Source organism: Asaia krungthepensis NRIC 0535 (genome assembly GCF_025995175.1).
In the GTDB taxonomy this organism is placed as follows: domain Bacteria; phylum Pseudomonadota; class Alphaproteobacteria; order Acetobacterales; family Acetobacteraceae; genus Asaia; species Asaia krungthepensis.
This window is the reverse complement of record NZ_BAPV01000058.1, coordinates 1-18,881: the sequence shown is the minus strand read 5'-3', so window position 1 is coordinate 18,881 and position 18,881 is coordinate 1. Positions and strand designations below refer to the sequence as shown.

General features: G+C 62.0%; 14 protein-coding genes. 6 read left to right on the top strand and 8 right to left on the bottom strand.

Annotated elements, in window-relative coordinates; genetic code table 11:
- Positions 1 to 48: 48 nt before the first annotated feature.
- The 3 genes from AA0535_RS13370 (at position 49) to AA0535_RS13360 (ending at position 3,062) form a co-directional block, all read left to right on the top strand.
- Positions 49 to 771, top strand: coding sequence for a class I SAM-dependent methyltransferase (locus tag AA0535_RS13370; protein WP_264817090.1), 723 nt, complete (start codon positions 49 to 51; stop codon positions 769 to 771).
- A 117-nt stretch (positions 772 to 888) separates the two neighbouring features.
- Positions 889 to 2,106, top strand: a complete 1,218-nt coding sequence (locus AA0535_RS13365; protein ID WP_264817063.1) for a hypothetical protein — start codon at positions 889 to 891, stop codon at positions 2,104 to 2,106.
- Positions 2,103 to 3,062, top strand: coding sequence for a heme o synthase (locus AA0535_RS13360; protein WP_373319347.1), 960 nt, complete (start codon positions 2,103 to 2,105; stop codon positions 3,060 to 3,062). Before AA0535_RS13365 ends, AA0535_RS13360 begins: the two co-directional genes overlap by 4 nt.
- A gap of 204 nt (positions 3,063 to 3,266) precedes the next feature.
- Here the strand turns inward: AA0535_RS13360 and AA0535_RS13355 are convergent, their stop codons facing one another.
- On the bottom strand, positions 3,267 to 4,217 hold the full coding sequence (locus AA0535_RS13355) for a helix-turn-helix transcriptional regulator (protein ID WP_264817061.1): 951 nt from the start codon (positions 4,215 to 4,217) through the stop codon (positions 3,267 to 3,269).
- 95 nt (positions 4,218 to 4,312) lie between these two features.
- Between AA0535_RS13355 and AA0535_RS13350 the strand changes: the two genes are divergently transcribed.
- Complete coding sequence (locus AA0535_RS13350) at positions 4,313 to 5,083, top strand: SDR family oxidoreductase (RefSeq protein ID WP_264817058.1); 771 nt, start codon at positions 4,313 to 4,315, stop codon at positions 5,081 to 5,083.
- A gap of 64 nt (positions 5,084 to 5,147) precedes the next feature.
- On the opposite strand, the gene AA0535_RS13345 is transcribed toward AA0535_RS13350, so the two are convergent.
- From AA0535_RS13345 to AA0535_RS13325, 5 genes are all read right to left on the bottom strand, one after another.
- Complete coding sequence (locus tag AA0535_RS13345; protein WP_264817056.1) at positions 5,148 to 6,053, bottom strand: Tim44 domain-containing protein; 906 nt, start codon at positions 6,051 to 6,053, stop codon at positions 5,148 to 5,150.
- Between the two features lie 9 nt (positions 6,054 to 6,062).
- Positions 6,063 to 7,406 (bottom strand): TldD/PmbA family protein, encoded by a 1,344-nt coding sequence (locus AA0535_RS13340; RefSeq protein ID WP_264817054.1) that lies wholly within the window; start codon positions 7,404 to 7,406, stop codon positions 6,063 to 6,065.
- Positions 7,403 to 8,668, bottom strand: a complete 1,266-nt coding sequence (locus AA0535_RS13335) for a M16 family metallopeptidase (protein ID WP_264817052.1) — start codon at positions 8,666 to 8,668, stop codon at positions 7,403 to 7,405. Before AA0535_RS13335 ends, AA0535_RS13340 begins: the two co-directional genes overlap by 4 nt.
- A gap of 96 nt (positions 8,669 to 8,764) precedes the next feature.
- Entirely contained in the window at positions 8,765 to 10,171 is a 1,407-nt protein-coding gene (gene thrC / locus AA0535_RS13330) for a threonine synthase (RefSeq protein ID WP_264817050.1), read from the bottom strand.
- A 60-nt stretch (positions 10,172 to 10,231) separates the two neighbouring features.
- Positions 10,232 to 11,320: a major royal jelly family protein gene (locus tag AA0535_RS13325; protein WP_264817048.1), complete on the bottom strand. Its 1,089-nt coding sequence runs from the start codon at positions 11,318 to 11,320 to the stop codon at positions 10,232 to 10,234.
- Positions 11,321 to 11,499: 179 nt separating this feature from the next.
- On the opposite strand from AA0535_RS13325, the gene AA0535_RS13320 reads away from it, so the two are divergent.
- Both AA0535_RS13320 and AA0535_RS13315 read left to right on the top strand, forming a co-directional pair.
- Positions 11,500 to 11,850, top strand: a complete 351-nt coding sequence (locus AA0535_RS13320; protein ID WP_264817047.1) for a DUF3147 family protein — start codon at positions 11,500 to 11,502, stop codon at positions 11,848 to 11,850.
- A gap of 48 nt (positions 11,851 to 11,898) precedes the next feature.
- A complete protein-coding gene (locus tag AA0535_RS13315) occupies positions 11,899 to 13,653 on the top strand; it encodes a tetratricopeptide repeat protein (protein WP_264817045.1) in 1,755 nt (584 codons plus the stop codon).
- A gap of 21 nt (positions 13,654 to 13,674) precedes the next feature.
- Here AA0535_RS13315 and AA0535_RS13310 read toward each other — a convergent pair whose 3' ends face one another.
- Both AA0535_RS13310 and mutS read right to left on the bottom strand, forming a co-directional pair.
- On the bottom strand, positions 13,675 to 16,482 hold the full coding sequence (locus AA0535_RS13310; protein WP_373319346.1) for a [protein-PII] uridylyltransferase: 2,808 nt from the start codon (positions 16,480 to 16,482) through the stop codon (positions 13,675 to 13,677).
- A gap of 63 nt (positions 16,483 to 16,545) precedes the next feature.
- On the bottom strand, positions 16,546 to 18,881 hold a 2,336-nt coding region (mutS, locus tag AA0535_RS13305), incomplete at its 5' end, for a DNA mismatch repair protein MutS (protein ID WP_264817043.1).

Genomic DNA, 18,881 nt, shown 5'->3' with positions numbered 1-18,881 from the left:
ATTCAGGACGGAACCAATGATTTTGTGCGACCAGACGAACGAAGCCTGATGACTCGACCGGACCCCTTGCTCGATCCTACTCTTTCCCTGGATGACGCCCATCCTCGCCCGCGTTCGGCGCTCGATGCCGATGCCGTGCGCGCGGCTTATCGCCGCTGGGCCAGGGTCTATGACTCTGTGTTCGGCGGAATCTCCGCTTTTGGCCGTCGTCGTGCGGTCGCAGCCGTGAATGCCCTGCCCGGGCAGCGCGTGCTCGAGGTCGGTGTAGGCACGGGGCTCGCTCTGCCGCATTACAGCCGTGACAAGCATATCACCGGCATCGACCTGTCCGAGGCCATGCTTGAACGGGCGCGCCAGCGCGTCATCAACCAGCAACTCGGCAATGTCGATGATCTGCTCGAAATGGACGCCGAGGCGACCAGTTTCGAAGCGGGAAGCTTCGATATCGCCGTGGCCATGTTTGTTGCCTCGGTGGTTCCCAGCCCGCGTCGTCTGCTCGGTGAACTTAAGCGCGTGGTCAAACCGGGTGGGCACATCCTTTTCGTGAACCACTTTCTCGCGACAGGCGGTGTGCGCCTTGCGGTTGAGCGCGGCATGGCCCGTGCCTCGCGCTCCCTCGGCTGGCACCCCGATTTCGCCATGGAATCGCTTCTGCCTCCTGAGGATCTGAGCCGCGCCACGATAACGCCCGTGCCCCCGGCGGGCCTGTTTACGCTCGTGACTTTGCCGCTTGAGAAGGATAGTAAGGAAGAGACGGCCCTGGTTGCCTGACACATACGTGCCCGACAGTTCATACCAGACTGGCCTTTCTTGAAAGGCTCCCCGTGACAGCGCACTGAAACGGGAGCTCTCCGGATCGTTATCCGGGGACAGAATAAGGAACGGGTCTTGTTACAATCGCCGATACTAAAACCCCGTACCGGTGCCGTGTTGCGCGCCGACGGGGCGGCCTTTCTCGGTCTTTCGCTTTTCTGCGGTCTGGCAGGTGGTTTTCTGGGGCTGATGTCGCAGGGTGCCGGACCCTTTCATGCCCTGTCACATGGTCTGCTTCTGGATCTGTTCGTTCTGATCCCCGCTTTTCTGGGCGGTATGGGCAGGCTGGTTCTCCCCGGTGAGTTGACGACCCTCCCTTCGGTGATGGTCCGCTTCGACCGGATCGCCCTTCTGGTCCTTGCTGCCGGTGCTCTCTGCGCCATCTGCGGTGCTCGACTGCCGGCGGCATTCCTCGGCGCTATGGGGTTCTGGGTGACCGGCATTGTCCTGCTTGCCCTGTCGACCATCGTCAAATGCCTTGAATGCCGGACAGTACGGTTCCGCGATCTGTCGCCCTTTGCCTGGTCGCAGCTTCTGGCTTCGCTTGGGCTCATTGTGGTCGCGCCAGTCCTCCTGGCTGGTCTGCTGCATGATCTGGTTTCGGGTCACGCTGCCTTCACGACGGTGCAGTACTGGCTTGGCAAAGTGCAGATCCCTGTTCTGGCGCTGGTCGTTGAGCTTGCGCTCGGAGCGATCGCCAATCTGGTCGCCTTTCATTTCACACCCCTGAAACTGTCCCTGCCTCTGGCCATGGCCATTCCGACGCTCGGGGTCTCCGTGGTCTGGGCTCACGGGATCACCGTCCCCGGGTTGAGTGATGGCTGGCTGCTGGGCGTTGGTGTGGCGCTCCCCTGTTTCGCTATCATGGGCATGGTGTGCGTGTCCCTGTGGCACCGCAGCTACGCACCGGGCATTGCCTTTGCCTGGAGTTTTCCAGCCCTGCTGCTGCTCTCGGCAGGCTGGATGCTCGACCTGTTTCCGGCACGCCCCGAATCATTTCATTCGGCCATGTTGTTCGGCGCGGTATTCGCCCTTCTCGGCTGCTATTACCGCTGGCAGGAGCAGGACCCTGCTCTCGCGGCTCCGGTATGGCTCGGGCAGATTCATTTGGTTGCGATGGGAGTTGCTGTGCTCTCCATGATGCCGTTCTTCCCGCTGCTCAGGCACGTGGGCGAAACCGGGATGATCGTGTCGCTTCTCTGTGTCGCTACGCTCGGTGCAAAGCTGCTGGCACCGCGCCGCGCTCCGGTGCTGGCGCAGCGTGCTGCAGCTCCTGGGGACGATCATTCATGAGCGCGTCGCAGAGCCTCGCAGAAGGACGTGATGCCGGAATGGAAATAGCGACTTTCGACCGTGAGCAGGGCGCAACGCTCAAGGACTGGCTTGCCCTTCTGAAGCCCCGTGTGATCTCCCTCGTGGTATTCACGGGCGTGGCTGGTATGGCAGTAGCGCCCCAATGGCCTTCGGTGCCGCTGGGGCTGATCGACATGCTCTGTATCTGTGTGGGTGCCGGAGCGGCGGGTGCCATCAACATGTGGTACGATCGCGATATCGACGCGATCATGAAGCGTACCTCGGTAAGGCCCATACCCGATGCACGCATGGATGCCGATGGGGCACTGATCTACGGTATCGTGCTCTCGCTGGCCTCTGTAGCCCTGCTCTGGCTGGCCAGTAATGCGCTGGCTGCCGGTATCCTGGCATTCTCCATCTTCTTCTACGCCGTCATCTATACAATGTGGCTCAAGCGCAGCACGCCGCAGAACATCGTGATCGGCGGAGCCGCAGGGGCGTTTCCACCGATGATCGGCTGGGCGGCAGCGACCGGCACCATGAATGTGCTGCCCGTCGTGATGTTTGCGATCGTGTTCCTGTGGACGCCGCCGCATTTCTGGTCGCTCTCGCTCTACGCGTGCAAGGACTACACCAAGGCCGGTATCCCGATGCTGCCCGTCGTGAAGGGGGCGCGTCACACACGTTGGAACATCATCGTTTATACCCTCATCCTGATGGCGGTCTCGCTCGTGCCTTCCGTACTGGGGCTGTGCGGCGCGATCTACACTGTCAGCGCCACGCTTCTCGGGCTCGGTTTTGTCTGGTTCGCCCTGCGTGTGCTTCTGGACAAGCAGGATGAAGCCGGGGTCAGCCTGACGGCGGACAAGCCTGCGCGCCATGCGTTTCGTTACTCCCTCGCTTATCTGTTTTTTCTTTTTTCCGCGCTTCTGATCGATCGGGTCCTGTTCCCATGAAAAAAGAAACTGCATTGTCCCGGCAGCAGGGGCGGATCATGGGACTTCTGGGCGGGCTGTCTATCGTGATGCTGTCTCTCTTCGCGCTGACCTATCTGCGTCTCTGACCCTGACCTGCCCAATATTTCGGGCCTGTGATCATACGTATCCAGAGCAACGTATCACCTCGTCTGGCTGACGTGACCTGATCTGGCCGGGCACGGTTCAGGCATTCTCGTCTCGTGGTGGTATGGAATGACCCGAGCTGGACGAGCCAGCGAGGATCTCGCGCGCATATCGGGCCGGTGAGACATGTGTGGCGCGCGTGAACGCGGTGCTGAAGGCGCTGGCAGAGCCATATCCTGTCCTATCCGCCAGTTCTCCCATGCTGTATCCCCCGCGCCGCAACATGTCCTTTGCCAACGCCATGCGCCATGTGGCGAGATAGGCCATCGGCGCGACACCAAGAGCGGCCGTGAACCGCAGATAGAAGGCAGAGCGCGACAAACCGCAGGACCGTGCAAGGGTCTCGACCGTCCAGCGTCTGCCGGGCTGTCCATGCATAAGGCGCAGGACAAGAGCCAGTTTCGGATCGGAGAGGCCCTTGAGCAAGCCTGGCTGAAGGGTGAGTTCACCGCAGGTTCTCAGAGCCTCGATCAGCATGATTTCGAGCATGTTGGACAGGACGATGCTCTGGCCGGCGCGTTCGAGACGTGCCTCCTCCCTCAGCACGGAGCACAGCGTGGGAAGAATCTCGCCGCCACGTACATGGATGAACGAGGGAAGCAGGGAAAGGATCAAACTGGAATCGGGCGATTCGAAACGACAATGCCCGACGATGTTGCGAATCTCGGCTTCTTCCTCCAGTTCACCGAGGCGATATTCACCGCTTTCAAGCCGTTCCGGCACTGTGAACGGGAGAAGATGAGACTGTGAGTGTAGACTTCTCATCGTGAACGCCGCCGAGTCCGGCATGAGCAGAAAGTCGCGCTCCATGAGGGTGATTGGCTCGCGCCCTTCCACCTCTAACAGGCAACTCCCTGACAGTGTGGCTGAGAAAAACAGGCTTCCGTCGGGTTCCTTGCGCAGCCGCCACGGGCCAGCAGCGCTGGCGATCTTGCTATAGGTCAGGACGGGGCGGAGCAGCGAGACGACCTCACCAAGGGGATCTGACATTTATGGACGATCTATCAAATTAACGGGATATACGATTATAGATCGTCCTGGGGAAGCGCGTTAGCCTGATCGCCTCACTCAATGAGGAAATTCCCATGAACACAGTGCTGATCACCGGTTGCTCCTCCGGTTTCGGACTCGATACGGCCCGCCTGTTCCTCGCAAGGGGGTGGCACGTCGTAGCGACCATGCGCCATCCCGATCCTGCACTATTCCAGGACGCACAGAATGTGACGCTCCTTACGATGGATGTGACGGATGAGAAAAGCGTCGCCAGGGTGTTCGAAAGCGTCGGCCCGCTCGATGCGCTGGTCAATAATGCCGGCATTGGCTGGCTGAATGCGATCGAAGGGACACCCTTGCCGCTCGTACGGCGTATCCTTGAAACCAATCTGGTTGGAATCATCGCTACGATGCAGGCCGTGATGCCTCAATTCCGCGCAAAAGGTGCCGGGGTGATCGTGAACGTGACTTCGACCGTCACCCTCGGCGCGCTGCCTTTGCTCTCAGTCTATACGGCGAGCAAGGCGGCGGTGAATGCGCTGACGGAATCCTTCGCGCTTGAGGCCGAACCGCTCGGTGTTCGTGCCAGACTGGTATTGCCGGGACTCTCACCCGAAACGCAGTTTGCGGCCAATGCGCATAAACTGAGCGAGGGCGGGTTCGCCTTCCCGGAATCCTACAAGGTTTTCGGTGAGGGGATCATGGCCCAACTGACGGGGGGTCATGACCTTGTGACCACGGGTCAGGACGTGGCAGAGGCCGTATGGCGTGCGGTGACGGATCCGTCCGCTCCGATGCGCCTCTACGCGGGCGCGGATGCCGTTGCCCTGGCGGAGCAGGTCTCGAGAGGAGCCGCGTCGTAAGAGGCGTCGCCCGCAGCGACGAAGTGCCAATGGGCAGGCGGGGACAATCCCGCCTGCTGCTTTGTCAGCCAACCTGCTGAATGGCGGAGAGTACCCAGTTCCCGCGTCCGTCCGCGCGGACGAAGGTCCAGAGCTCCGTCACCACCTGCCGCTCTGTACGGCTGCCATCGATGACATTGCCAAGCTGATCGGTTGTCACGTCATAGAGCGAGTACTGCATGGCGACTGTGGCATAGGTCAGGTTGCCCTCGCGCCATGCCTCGGAGAGATCGCCGCGCATGAATTGGACGTCCGAAACGATATTCCGCGCGCCACGGCTGGCATAATCGGCCAGTTGCTCGTTGAAATAGGACACCATTTCAGGTGTTGCCATGCTGGACAAGGCGCGCATGTTCTGCGCGCTCCAGGCCGCCTGGATATCCAGCAGCAATTGCTGGAAATTCTGATAATCCGCGTTGCTGAGCGTCACGGTCGGTGTGCCTGCGCCATTCGAGAAAGCAGAGCCGCCCCGAGCCGCGCTGCCCCCGTTGCGTCGATTGCCGAGCCAGCGCAGGACCATCACGATGATGAAACCGATCAGTACGATCTGGAACAGCAGCCCGATGAAGGAGATGAACCCGCCCACACCACCGAGGAAACCATGGCCGGACAGCATGCCGAACAGCCCAGCCCCTAACAGACCGCCCACAAAACCGGTCATGAAGGGGCGTCGCTGCGCGAACCCATAGGGCTGTCCCATCGGGCGCTGCATCGGGTTGCTATAGCCCGGCGCTGGCGATGACGGGGCATAGCTGCGCTCCATGGGACGCGCCTGATAAGGCGCGGTCTGGGTCATGGGCGGGGGGGAATAGGTGCGGCTCCCCCGGCTTCCCATGGAGCGTCCGCCACCGGGGCGCGCATCGGCCGGGGCGGCCAGAAGCGGGGCAAGGGCAAGAAGCAGAAGAGAGGCGCGGAACAGGCGGCGTGACATGGAAACTCCTTACTGACTTCCGGCAATGCTCATGGCGTCGATCCTCAGCGTCGGGGCATCGACACCATGGCGGAAGACGAGATCATCGGCAGCACGAAGGGCCGCGAACATCTCGATGAGATTACCTGCAATGGTCAACTCGGCGACGGGTTCCGCAAGCTGACCATGACGAATCATGAAACCCGAAGCGCCACGGCTGTAATCGCCCGTCAGGCCGTTGATGGAAGAGCCCATCATCTCGGTCACATAGATGCCCTCGACAATGTCTTCCATCAGCGCCGCGCGCGAGCCTGTGCCGCCCGTCAGGTAGAAATTCCCGACTGCGGGAGAGGGAGGACCGCCCACACCCCGTGAGGCACGGCCATTATTGATCAGACCGAGCTGACGCGCCGAGCGTCCATCCAGAATCCAGTCCTGCAGCACGCCGTTTTCGACAAAGGCGTAAGGGCTGGGCAGCACGCCCTCGGCATCGAAAGGCTTGGAGCGCAGGCCGCGGGGGCGAGTAGGGTCATCGATGATGCTGAGCGCTTCCGGCAGAACGGGCTTGCCCCGATGGCCCGAAAGAAACGACGTGCCGCGTGCGATGGCGGAGCCGTTGATCGCCCCCGCCAGATGGCCGAGCAGGCTGGCCGAGACGCGGGTGTCGAAGACCACGGGAAAGGACCCGGTACGTGGTTTGATCGGGTTCATCCGCGCCAAAGCGCGCTCGGCGGCCTCGCGCCCAAGCAAGGCCGGGCCGTCCAGATCGCTCAGATGGCGCGCGCTATGCCCGGCATAATCGCGCTGCATGCTGGGTCCATCGCCGGCAAGAACACTGATGCCGTTGCTATGGCTGGTTTGGGCATAGGCACCATGAAACCCGCTGCTCTCGGCAAGGGTGATCTCGACACGGCCATAGCCGGCAGAGGCGCCATTGCTGTTGGTGATGCCCCTGATGCCGAGCGCGGTCTCCTCGGCTTCGCGTGCGCGGGCAAGCAGCGCCTCGAGGCTGGGGGCCTCGGTCGGATCGACCATGTCGAGCGCCGCAATGTCATAGACCCCCTGCCGGTCCGGGTCGATCGTCCCCGCATAGGCGTCTTCGGGCACCACTCGCGCCATGGCAACGGCCTGCTCGGCCAGGGCCGCGAAACGGCTGGGATCGAGTGCGGTCGCCGAGACATTGGCGGCGCGCTTACCCACGAACACGCGCAGACCGAGGGCGAGCGTCTCGGAATGCTCCAGCCCCTCGGGCACGCCCTGTCGGCACATGGCCGAGATCGAGCGCGACGCCACCAGAAGCGCGTCGGCCCGGTCGGCTCCGGCGCGCTTTGCGGCGTCGATCAGGCTGAAAAGGCGCTCCTGGTCCTTGCTCATGCAACAAGCCTTTGGCTGATGGCCTCAAAAGACGGGATGGAGCCGACAGGCCCGATCGTGGCGAGCGTGGGACGAGCGCGGAACAGGCGCTCGGCAGCGGCAATCATCGCGGCCTCATCCACCGCCTCGATTTTCGCGACCGTCTCGCTGGTGTCGATGATGCGCCCGAAAAGCTGCATCTGCCGGGCGATCTGCTCACAGCGGCTGCCAGTGCTCTCGAGCGACATGAGCAGCGAGGATTTTACCTGAGCGCGGGCGCGGGCAATTTCCTCGCCGCTGATCCCGTCACCGAGACGCTTGAGCTCGTCGAGCAGAACGGGAACCAGTTCGGCGGCTTCCTGCTCGCCCGTACCGGCATAGATGCCGAAGAGCCCGCTATCGAGAAAGGGCAGGGCAAAGGAATAGACCGAGTAGACGAGCCCGCGCTTCTCGCGGATCTCCTGAAAGAGACGCGACGACATGCCGCCGCCCAGAACGGTCGAAAGCAGCATGGTCGCATGATAGGCAGGGTCGTTATAGCTGACCGAGGGGAAGCCCAGAACCAGATGGGCCTGGTCGAGGTCGCGGGATTCGCGGTGTTCTCCCCCGAGATAGCGACAGCCTTCGCGTGCAGGGGGCTGATGATCGAGCAGATCCCGAAAATGTTCCTGCACCAGATCGAGCACGGCCTCATGATGCAGGTTCCCGGCAGCAGCAATCACCATGTTGCGCGTGGTGTAGTGCATCTGCATGTAGCGCATCATGGATTCACGCTTCATCGAGGCAATGAGCGCCTCGGTCCCCAGGGTCGGACGGCCCATGGGCTGATCGCGATACGCGGTTTCCTGGAAATGGTCGAAGATGATGTCGTCAGGCGTGTCATTGGCCTGACCGATTTCCTGCAGGATCACGCCGCGCTCACGCTCGACCTCCTGCTCGAGAAACGTGCTGTGGGTGAGGATATCGCCGATGATGTCGATACCGAGCGGCAGATCCTCCTTCAGCAGCTTGACGTAATAGGCTGTCTGTTCGCGCGCCGTATAGGCGTTGATATGCCCGCCCACATTCTCGATTTCCTCCGCAATGCGCGCAGCGCTGCGGCGCTGCGTGCCCTTGAAGGCCATGTGTTCGAGAAAATGGGAGACACCGTTTTCCTCGGCGCTTTCATTGCGCGTGCCGGTGGCGACATAGGCCCCAAAGGAAACGGTTTCGACGCGCTCCATCCTCTCGGTGACAACAGTAAGGCCATTGGGAAGGGTGGTGGCGGTAATCGGATCGGTCATCGAGTGGTGATGGTCCTGAAAACGGAGAAACGAGGATTTGTCAGAGATGGCGTCGCGGGGAGGGAAATCCTAGCCCCCCTGCGCGATGGGCCGATTTCAGCCGTGCTGATGCGCGCCCTTGAGATGACGGCGTACGGCATCCTCGATGATCGTGAGTTCGTTCGGCAGCGTCTCGTAACGCTCCTCACGCTCGAAAAGATCGGCGAGATGCGGGGGCAAAGCGGGGTCGATCCCGGTCGCCTTGCGCACGGCATCGGGGAATTTGGCCGGGTGCGCGGTGGCCGCGACGATCATTGGAATGCCCGGTTCCTGTTCCTGTCGTCCGGCGGCCAGGCCGATCGCGCTATGGGGGTCCGCCAGATAGAGTGACTTGTCCCACAGTGCCTTCATTTCGGCCAGGGTCGCCTCGTCATCCAGCATGAGCGCGCCAAAGCGCGATCTGGCCCGTGTCCATCTGTCAGGATCGACGCTCATGCGCCCTGTCTGGCGGAAGCCAAGCATGGTGTCGCGACAGGCTTGCGGGTCACGATCGAGCAGTTCGAACAACAGCCGCTCGAAATTGGAGGACACCTGGATATCCATCGACGGCGACAGGCTGGGCTCGACAGCGCGCATGCTCATGTCGTTGCTGGTCAGGAAGCGCGTCAGGATGTCATTACGGTTCGAGCCAATGCACAGACGTCGGACCGGCAGGCCCATCTTGCTGGCCGCCCAGGCTGCGAGGACATTGCCGAAATTGCCGGTCGGCACAGCGAAGGAAATCTCGCGGTCCGGGGCGCCCATCATCAGGGCCGCACGCACGTAATACGGGATCTGGGCCGCGATACGGGCCCAGTTGATCGAGTTGACCGCCGAGAGATTGATTTCATTGCGGAACCCGGTATCGGCGAACATTGCCTTGACCAGATCCTGGCAGTCATCGAACGTGCCCTCGACGGCGATGTTGAGGATATTATCCTCCTTCACTGTGGTCATCTGGCGACGCTGCACATCCGAGGTGCGTCCCATGGGGTGCAGGATCGCCACGGACAGATGGGGGCTGCCCCGGAAGGCCTCGATGGCGGCGGAGCCCGTATCGCCCGAGGTCGCTCCCACAATGGTCACGCGTTGGTTGCGCTCGGTCAGCACATGCTCGAAAAGCTGGCCGAGCAACTGCATGGCCATGTCCTTGAAGGCCAGGGTCGGGCCGTGGAAAAGCTCCATCGAGAACAGACCGTTCTCGACCTCCACCAGCGGGGCGATGGCCGCATGCGAGAACCCGGCATAGGCTTTGGCGCACAGTTTTTGCAGCGTCGGCAAATCGATACTGCCACTCGCGAAGACCGACAGGATTTTTGCAGCCAGATCCGGATAGGAGAGGGTCCGCATTTCCCGCCATTCATCGGCGGCGAATTGCGGCCAGCTCTCTGGCATGTACAGCCCACCATCCTCTGCCAGACCGGCGAGCAGAATGTCTGAAAAGGAGCGCGGGCGGGCATCGCCGCGTGTGGAACGGTACTGCATGATGGCCTTCAGGGTTGATGAGCGGAATACAAGATCAGGAGCACAGGAATGGCGCGGTTTTCAGGGCAGGGCAATGCGCAAGAGCTGATGAGACACAGGAATATAGATCTCACCTGAAGCACTGCCGGGTGCGGTGGATGCCTTCCAGCCGGGCATGGCCGCCTGCACCAGTGCTGGCATGCTCAACAGGATATGGGGGTGTCTGCCCGTATCGAAGCTCAGCAGACGCCCTTCGCTGATATCGGTCATATAGAGAGTGGCCCTGTTATCGATGGTAATACCGCCGATTGTCGGGATGCCGCGCCATTGCGTCACACCTTCCATCAATTCGGCCGGTGTCACGGTCGTGTCGGTGAGCAAGGCGGATGAGAGGCGGTAGATCGGGCCTGTGGGAGCCATTTCGTAAAGCCACGCCCCGTCAGTTTCCAGGGCCAGATAAGCGATATCCCGCGTCAGGGGACGGTTATCGGCAGCCTGCACCACCTTGTGATCGATGGTCAGCGGCACATGGCCTCGTGACGTGGGGTATCCGGCGAAAAAGCGCGTAGCCGCATGGCGGTGCCAATCGAAGGCCACAAGGGCGATCCCCCCTTCATCGGCCAGATAGGCCGTCTCACCATGCACGGCGAGAGAGGCGAAACGGCTTTGTGCGCTCAGGGCCTCCGGGGGGAGTTCATGGCTAGCGATGACCGCCCCTGTGGCGGCATCCAGCCGAAGCAGGTGCGGTGTGTCCCCTGACGCTCCCTGGTCTACGAGCCATAAACTTCCGTCACTATTGGTCGCCATAGCAACGGGATGGAAACGCGCTGCATGTTGCGCAGCATCCGGCCTGCCGGACCAGTCGGGCTGGAACGGGCCAGGGATGGCTGACCCGGCGGGCAGTCTCAACAGGTATGGCGTTGTTGTTTCGCCTCTGCCCTCATTGCGAAGCAGGAAAACGCTGCCATCCCTCACGGGCAGGGCCTGTTTCCATGTCGCCTGTCCGGGCAAGTCAATCGTCTGGATCACGCGCGCCTGGGCCGTGTCAGCCACATAGGGGCGTTCATGCGCGGCCCGAGCCGCCAGAGGCAGGCTGGACGCAACAAGCGTGGCCAGGAACGGTATCAGTCTCGGGCTTGCCTTGCGGGACAGGACGCAAAAGTTGAGCATGATCCCTTATTAGGCCCAAATGACGCTGTTGGAAAACCTCAGACTGATGGCGGGTGCGCTCTGTATCCTTTCTGACCTTCCCCATGACGCTGATTGTGTGGCGATCTTCCATCGCGCCAACACAGTGCTGTATCCGAGCTTCACCCGGCCCGCCGAACTGTCCTGAAGAAAGTCCTGCCATGTTCCCCCTTCTGATCCGATCTGCGGTCTCGGGCGTAATGATCGCTCTCGCCTCCACCCTTGCCCGCCGTTATCCGGGCTTTGGTGCCCTGATTGCCTCGCTCCCTTTGGTGTCGGTACTCGGTATGGTGTGGCTCTGGCTGGACAGGCCCGACCCGGCGAATATGGCTGATCACGCCGAGGCGACCTTCTGGTACGTGATTCCGTCTCTCCCCATGTTCCTCCTCATTCCCTTCCTGCTGCGCCACGGTGTGGGTTTCTGGCCTGCTCTGGTGGGGGGATGCCTGCTGACGGTTATTCTGTACCTGCTTGTCACGTGGATCGGACCGCGTTTCGGCCTCGTTCTCTGAGATGGTCAGGCGCCTTGAGCACAATTGAAAGCCGTGCGTCACGCGCGCATGATCTGGCGTATGATTGCCGCTTCACCTCGTCGCCATGCCTCCCTGATCGATACCGCCCTTGCCTGTCTGGCGGGCGGCGATGGGGTGAGAGCTGAAACGCTGTTGCGGCAGGTGCTCGCCGAGGACCCTGCCTGTGCGGGGGCATGGCACGGGCTTGCCTGCGTTGCCCGTCAGGCAGGTCAGCCCCGGGTTGCGATCACATCGGTGGCCCAGGCACTGAACCTGACAAAAGACATTCGGGAGAAGGCGCAATTCCATATCACCCTGGCAGCGGCACTTGACGAGGCAGGGCATCTGCCAGAGGCGGTCGCGGCGTGTCGTGTTGCCCTTATGATGGAAGACCGTGATTTCAGGGGCCGCGCGCTTCTGGCCGAGCTCCTTCATCGCTCTGGCTCTCCAGACGAGGCCCGGCAGGAATTTCGTCATGCCGTGTCGCTGGTTGCCGACCCCGTCCCGCTGATCGCACGCTATGGGGCATTTCTCATGGCGCAACGCGATTTTGCAGAGGCACGTGAGGTGTTCAGCCTGCTGGTGCAGCATGTGCCAGATGGGGCTGAAGCCTATGCGAATCTGGGCGCTGCATGTTTTGAGGCCGGGGCTATGAGCGACGCGCTGGAGGCGCTTCACCAATCCCTCGCGCTCGCTGCACCGAGTGCTGCGACGCTCAATAATCTCGCGCTGGTGCTTCAAGCCCTCGGTGCAATGGACGACGCCGGGAGCGTCTACGCCGAGGCACTCGAACTGGCACCCGGTGACCCGGGAATCCAGATGAACCGCGCCACGCTCTGGGCCGAGACCGGCCACGAAAGCAGAGCCGAGGCGTTTTATGAACAGGTGATCCGTCAGGGTGAATCATCCCCCGGCGGGGAGAAGAACCTGCATCAGGCCCATCTCAATCTCGCGATGCTTCAGCTTGGGCGTGGCGAGTTCGAGGCAGGCTGGGCCGGGTTCGAGCACCGGCTGGCGCTCAATCCTGACATGGGCGATGCAAGGCGGTGGCAGGGAGAGACAACGCAGGAGCGTGTCCTGATAGAGGCAGAGCAGGGGTTGGGTGACTGCCTGCAGTTTTTGCGCTTCGTACCCAAGGCGGCACGTCGCGCACCCCTGATCCTGAACCTGCCCCGGGCTCTTATGCCTCTGGTTGACTATATGCCTCTGCTGAGGCCGTTGCTCGATTCCGGGCGTATCGTGTTGCAGGGGGAGGCGGAGATGTCATGCACCCTCCTGAGTCTGCCCTTTCTGATGGGCATTAGGCATATCGACCCGGCCCCGATTTTCGATTTCGGAATTGCTCCCGAGACAGGGCGTGTCGGTGTGTTTCGTGCCGGCAACCCCCGCTACCGCTTCGATGCAAGACGATCGCTTCCTGCCTCTTTCCTCACGCCCCTGCAGGGAGTACCGGGCGTGACGCTTGTCAATTTGCAGCAGGGCGACGAGCCTGCCGGTATGGAGCAGGGTGTCCGCGACGATCTGCTCGGCACTGCATGCGAGATGGCACGATGCGAACTGGTGATCGGTGTCGACACGATGCTGGCTCATCTCGCGGGCGCATCAGGCCGGACGCTGTGGCTGCTCGACCGGCAGGGAGGCGACTGGCGCTGGCTTGGGCCGAACTGGTATGCGGATATGCGCGTATTCAGGCCCGACCGGAGAGGATTACCTGCTCAGATCTGGCCTGCTGTGGTTGACAATGTGGCCGACGCACTCAGGGACCGCTACCGTTCCGCCCCTAAGCAGGAAACCGGTGCTTGACCCTGTAATCCGGGTCTCGCCTCAGGCCGCGACCGGAGCGACAGGGCGCGTGGTATCGTCACGGCTCATGGTGGCAAGAAGGGCCGACCTGATTTCAGCCATGCGCTGCTCTGATGTCACTTTCGTACCCACAAGATCGCGCACGTAGAATACGTCGACTGCACGCATGCCATAGGTGGTGATATGGGCCGATGAAATCTGAAGCGACTGGTCGCTGATCGTGCGTGTGATATCGTAGAGCAGGCCAGGGCGATCACGCCCATTGATCTCGATAATGGTGTGGCGTTCCGATGCCCGGTTATCGATCACCACACGTGCCGGGACGTGGATGGCGCGCATTCTACGTGTAGCACGCTGATCGGCCATACGCTCGAGTTCGCTGCCGATGGCGAGGCGGCTCGACAGCGCCTGTTCGATGAGGCTGTTCAGGCGCGAAAGCTGGAGCGGTGTTTCAAAAGCCCGCCCGTTGCTGTCCTGCACCCAGAACGTATCGAGCGCCATGCCGTCGCTCAGGGTGTGGATGCGGGCATCGACAATGGAGGCGCCTGCAACAGCAAGGCCACCGGCAATCTGGGAAAAAAGCCCGGAGTGATCGGCACTGAAAATCGTGATCTCGGTCACGTCCCGCTGCGGGATGGGCGTTGCCTCGATGGTGAGAGGCGCGGAGTGTATTTCGGAATCGAGAACCAGGCGTGCATGGCGGATATGCGTGTCGGCGTCGAAACCAAGCCAGTACCCAGCATAACCCAGTGTCAGAAAATGAGTGGCCTGCTCCTCGTTCACGCCCTGTTGCAGCAAACCGTCACGGACGAGTTCCTTGGCATGGCTCACGCGCTCGTCGCGCTCCGTGGCGGCGAGCCCGCCCTCGAGCACTTCTGCCACGCGTGTGTAGAGTTCGCGCAGCAAAGTGGCTTTCCAGGCATTCCAGACATTGGGGCTTACGGCGCGCATGTCTGCGATGGTGAGCAGCAGCAGAAGGCGCAGGCGCTCGGGAGACTGGATAATGTCGGCCAGATCGAGAATAGTTCTCGGGTCGTCGATATCGCGGCGGAAAGCGGTCTGGCTGAGCAGAAGATGATGCAGGATCAGCCAGGAGACTGTTTCGGTCTCCTCTGCATCGAGTCCGAGTTGGGGGCAGACATGCTGCGCCACCTCTGCACCGAGAACCGAGTGATCGCCACCGCGTCCCTTGGCGATGTCGTGCAGAAGGGTGGCGACATACATGGCGCGACGTGACTGCATGTCGCGTGCCAGATCGTAGACGAGCGGAATCTCGTCCGCCATTGCTCCGGCTTCGATCCAGCCAAGCATGCGGACAGCCTCGATGTTATGCTCATCGACTGTGTAGATATGATAGGTGTCGAACTGCATTTGCCCGACGATACGTGACCAGTCCGGCAGCAACGCCCCGAGAAAGCCCGTATCGTTGAGGATGGTCAGCCAGTCCGCGCCGCTTGGCTGGGCGTTCTCGCGGTTCATTTCGGTCCGACGCATGAGCAGGCCCAGAAAGACGCGCATCGTCATGCTGTCTTCGCGCAGCGAGGCAATCCGCCGCTCGTTGCGAATGAGTTGCTGAATGGCCGTGGGGTGCAGTTCGCGCTGATCACGACATGCAGCGTCGAGCATGCGCACCATCAGTTGAGGATCGCTGTCGAAGCACAGCGTGTCGGCCGGTGCGATCTGGTCATTGATCAGGCGGAAATGCCTGGCCTCTTCCGCGTCGAGCGTCGTGCCCTGATAAGGGGCCTCGCGGATCGGCCCCTGAAGGCGCTGCATGATGCTGGGCTCGAGGATCCGGCTCAGGCGCATTACCTCACGCGTCGTGAGGAAGTAATGGCGCATGAAGCGCTCGACACCTTGCTGTCGTCCATGGCCCGCATAGCCCATGCGTCCGCCGATGACGGGCTGGACGTCGAAAGCGAGACGTTCATCGGCCCGGCCGGCGATGTAGTGGAGGTGAAGTCTGATGGTCCAGAGGAAATTCCAGGCCCTCCTGGCGCGATTGGCTTCCTGATCTGTCAGCAGGCCCAGCGTGGTAAAGGCGGGCTCCTGAGGACGATGTCTGTTTGCGGGATTGAGGCCGTTGGCATCCTGAAGGATGCGTGTCATCCAGTTGAGCGTCTGGAGGTCGCGCAGGCCACCGCGCCCTTCCTTGATATTCGGCTCAACCATGTAAGGGTTGTCACCGAAGCGTTTATGACGTTTCTCGCGCTCGTCGATCTTGTCATGGACGAAAGAGAGCGCGCTCTCCTCACCGCCCGAAAAACGGGTGCCGAACTCGTTGAAGAGCGCGGCCGAACCGACTATGCGCCGCGCATCGAGCAGCGTCGTGCGTATGGTCAGGTCTTCCTGCGCGGCCTCGAGACAACCCGTGATGGACCGGGTGGCATGCCCTACCCGGACGCCGAGGTCCCAAAGGAAGTAAAGCATGTATTCGACCTGCGCGGTTGTCCCGGCCGACGCGGTTTCTTCGGTGAGGAAGAGAAGGTCGATATCGCTGTAAGGGGCAAGAAGCCCGCTGCCATATCCCCCGGTCGCGCAAAGGCAAAGACCCTCCTCCGACGCCCCGGTAGCGTCGCGTGCCAGCAGGAAGAGGCTCCTGATCGCGCCGTCCATAAGCTGCGCCAGAATGGAGGCCGCCGCAATTCCCTTGAGTTGCCTGCCCTCGAAAAGCCGCCTGATCTCGCCGTGATGACGGCCGATATGACGGCGGAAAAGGCTGACGGCATCCTCGCGTGAAACCGAACCATCGGGCTGACGCACGCGGTCGAGTGCGTTGGCCAGGGCCGCCTGCATGTCAGTTTCAAGGAGGGAGATGGGTTCGCGCATTAAGATCCGTAGGTGAGGTGGCGTTGCAGAAAACCTGTGATGTTATCTTCAGGTCAAATCGTTCTATGTTTCAAGCGCAAGTTTGCGTAGCGCATAAAGCGTCTCGAGCGCTTCCCTGGGGGAGAGAGCGTCAGGATCGAGCGCCTCGAGCGCCTCGCGCAGGCGGTCCGGGGCTGCGGGCGGGGGGGGAGCCGCATCGAACAGGGGGAGTTGCGGCACGGCGCGCCCCTGATCACGTTCCAGAGCGGTGAGCAGCCGGGTGGCTCTCTGGACCACGGGCTGCGGTACGCCTGCCAGTTGCGCGACATGTACCCCCCAGCTTTTGCGTGCCGAGCCTTTGCGCACTTCGTGCTGGAAAATCACCTGACCCTGCCACTCCCGTACCGCCATGGTGAAAGGCGTCAGGCGCGGCATCGAATCGGAAAGGCTGCATAACTCGTGAAAATGCGTGGCAAAAATGGTGCGTGAGCCGAGTTGGGAATGCAGGGCCTCAAGCGTGGCCCAGGCAATGGCCAGACCGTCGAGCGTGGATGTGCCCCGGCCGATTTCGTCGACAACCACAAGCGAGCGCGGGCCTGCCTGACGCAGGATCGCGGCGGTTTCCGTCATCTCCACCATGAAGGTGGAGCGACCGCGTGCCAGATCATCGGCAGCGCCAACACGCGAGAAGAGCCGATCGACGATACCGATACGCGCCCTGGCCGCCGGGACCGGGAGCCCGGCCTGCGCCAGCACGACGGCCAGAGCAGTCTGGCGCAGGAAGGTCGATTTTCCCGCCATGTTCGGCCCTGTCAGCAGCATCACACGCTGGTCGGGCGGCAGAAGGCAGTCATTGGGAATGAAGCGTGCTGCCTTGTCGAGAGCCGCTTCCACCACCGGATGTCGGCAAGCCCTCAGTTCGAAGCTCTGGTCCCGAGTCATTTCCGGACTGCACCAGGCGCCACCATGAGCCAGCCGCGCAGCCCCCGTGAGCACATCGGCCATGGCGAAAAGAGTGGCGAGTTCGGGCAGGGCAGGATGGGCGACGGTCTCTGCCACGAGGGCCGCGAAGAGACGTCGCTCCAACCCGGCGGCACGATCGGCGGCCTCGAGGATGGCCCGGTCGAGATCGAGTAGTTCATCCGTCGTGAACCGGACCAGATTGGCTGTGCCCTGACGGAAGGAGAGCTCCGGAAACTCGCGCAGCTTCGCGCCGTGAAGCACTGACGTCTCGATGATGTAGCCAAGCTGGGCGTGGTGACGGATCTTGAGCGTTGCGACGTTGAACTTCTCGGCATAGCGCTGCTGCAATGCGGCCAGAAGGCGCTTGCTGTCGTCGCGCAATCCGCGATAGCGGTCGAGATCAGGGTCATAACCTGTGGCGATTACACCGCCATCCTCGACCCGGGCGGGCAGAGTCTCCGCAAGAGCCTTTTCCAGCGTGGCAAGCAGTGAGTCGGCGCGACCGTAGATTCCGGCGAAAAGCTCTCTGATCAGGGTTGGGGTGGTTTCGCCGCACAGAGGCTCGAGCAGGGCAACCAGTGCATCGGCGGCATTCAGCAGATCGCGGGTTGCGGCCAGATCGCGCGGCAGGCCACGAGCGGAAGACAGCCGGCCAAGCGCCCTTGCCAGATCGGGAGCCCGCCTGAGCAGAGGGATGAGAGCGTCAATCAGCCCGGGCTGGGCGTTGATCCATTGCCAGGCTTCCTGCCTGCCCTGAATGACCGCGATATCGGTAGACGGAGCCGCAATCCATTGCGCCAGGAGACGCTGTCCGGCCGGACTCACACAACGGTCGATCGCTGCGAGAAGCGTGTGTTCCGAGGTGCCGTCCCGCGCCTGAACCAGATCGAGGCTTGCCCGTGTGGCGGGATCGAGCCCGAGAGTTTCGGACTCGTCGCGCCTCAGGGGGCGGGCAATCCGGGGCATCGATCCGGCCTGGCTGCGCCTGACATAGTCCAGGACCATCGCGCCGGCCCTGATTTCCTCATCGCTGAAATCACCCAGAATGCCGATCTGGGCCACATCGAAAATCTGCGCCATGCGGCTGCGCGCATTATCGGTGGCTGGCGCGCTGATGTTCGGGGCAAGGCGCGGTGCGAACGGGGCGGGGATCAGCGCAGGATCGGCAAGAATTTCGGACGGGTCGAGACGCGCCAGCAATTCTTCGAGCTGGTGTCGGCCGAGTGAGGCGGTTTCGAATGACCCGGTAGAGATATCGATCCAAGCCGCGCCGCAAAGGTCGGAAGCCTTCACTTTTTTCGCAGGTGAAACCACGGCGAGAAGCAGGTTCTGACGCCCGGCTTCAAGAAGCTCTTCTTCCGTGATCGTGCCTGCCGTGACAAGGCGTACGATCGCGCGCGCAAGAGGGCCTTTCTGTGGGGGCTCGCCGGGCTTTCTGGCCTGTTCGGTCTGCTCGG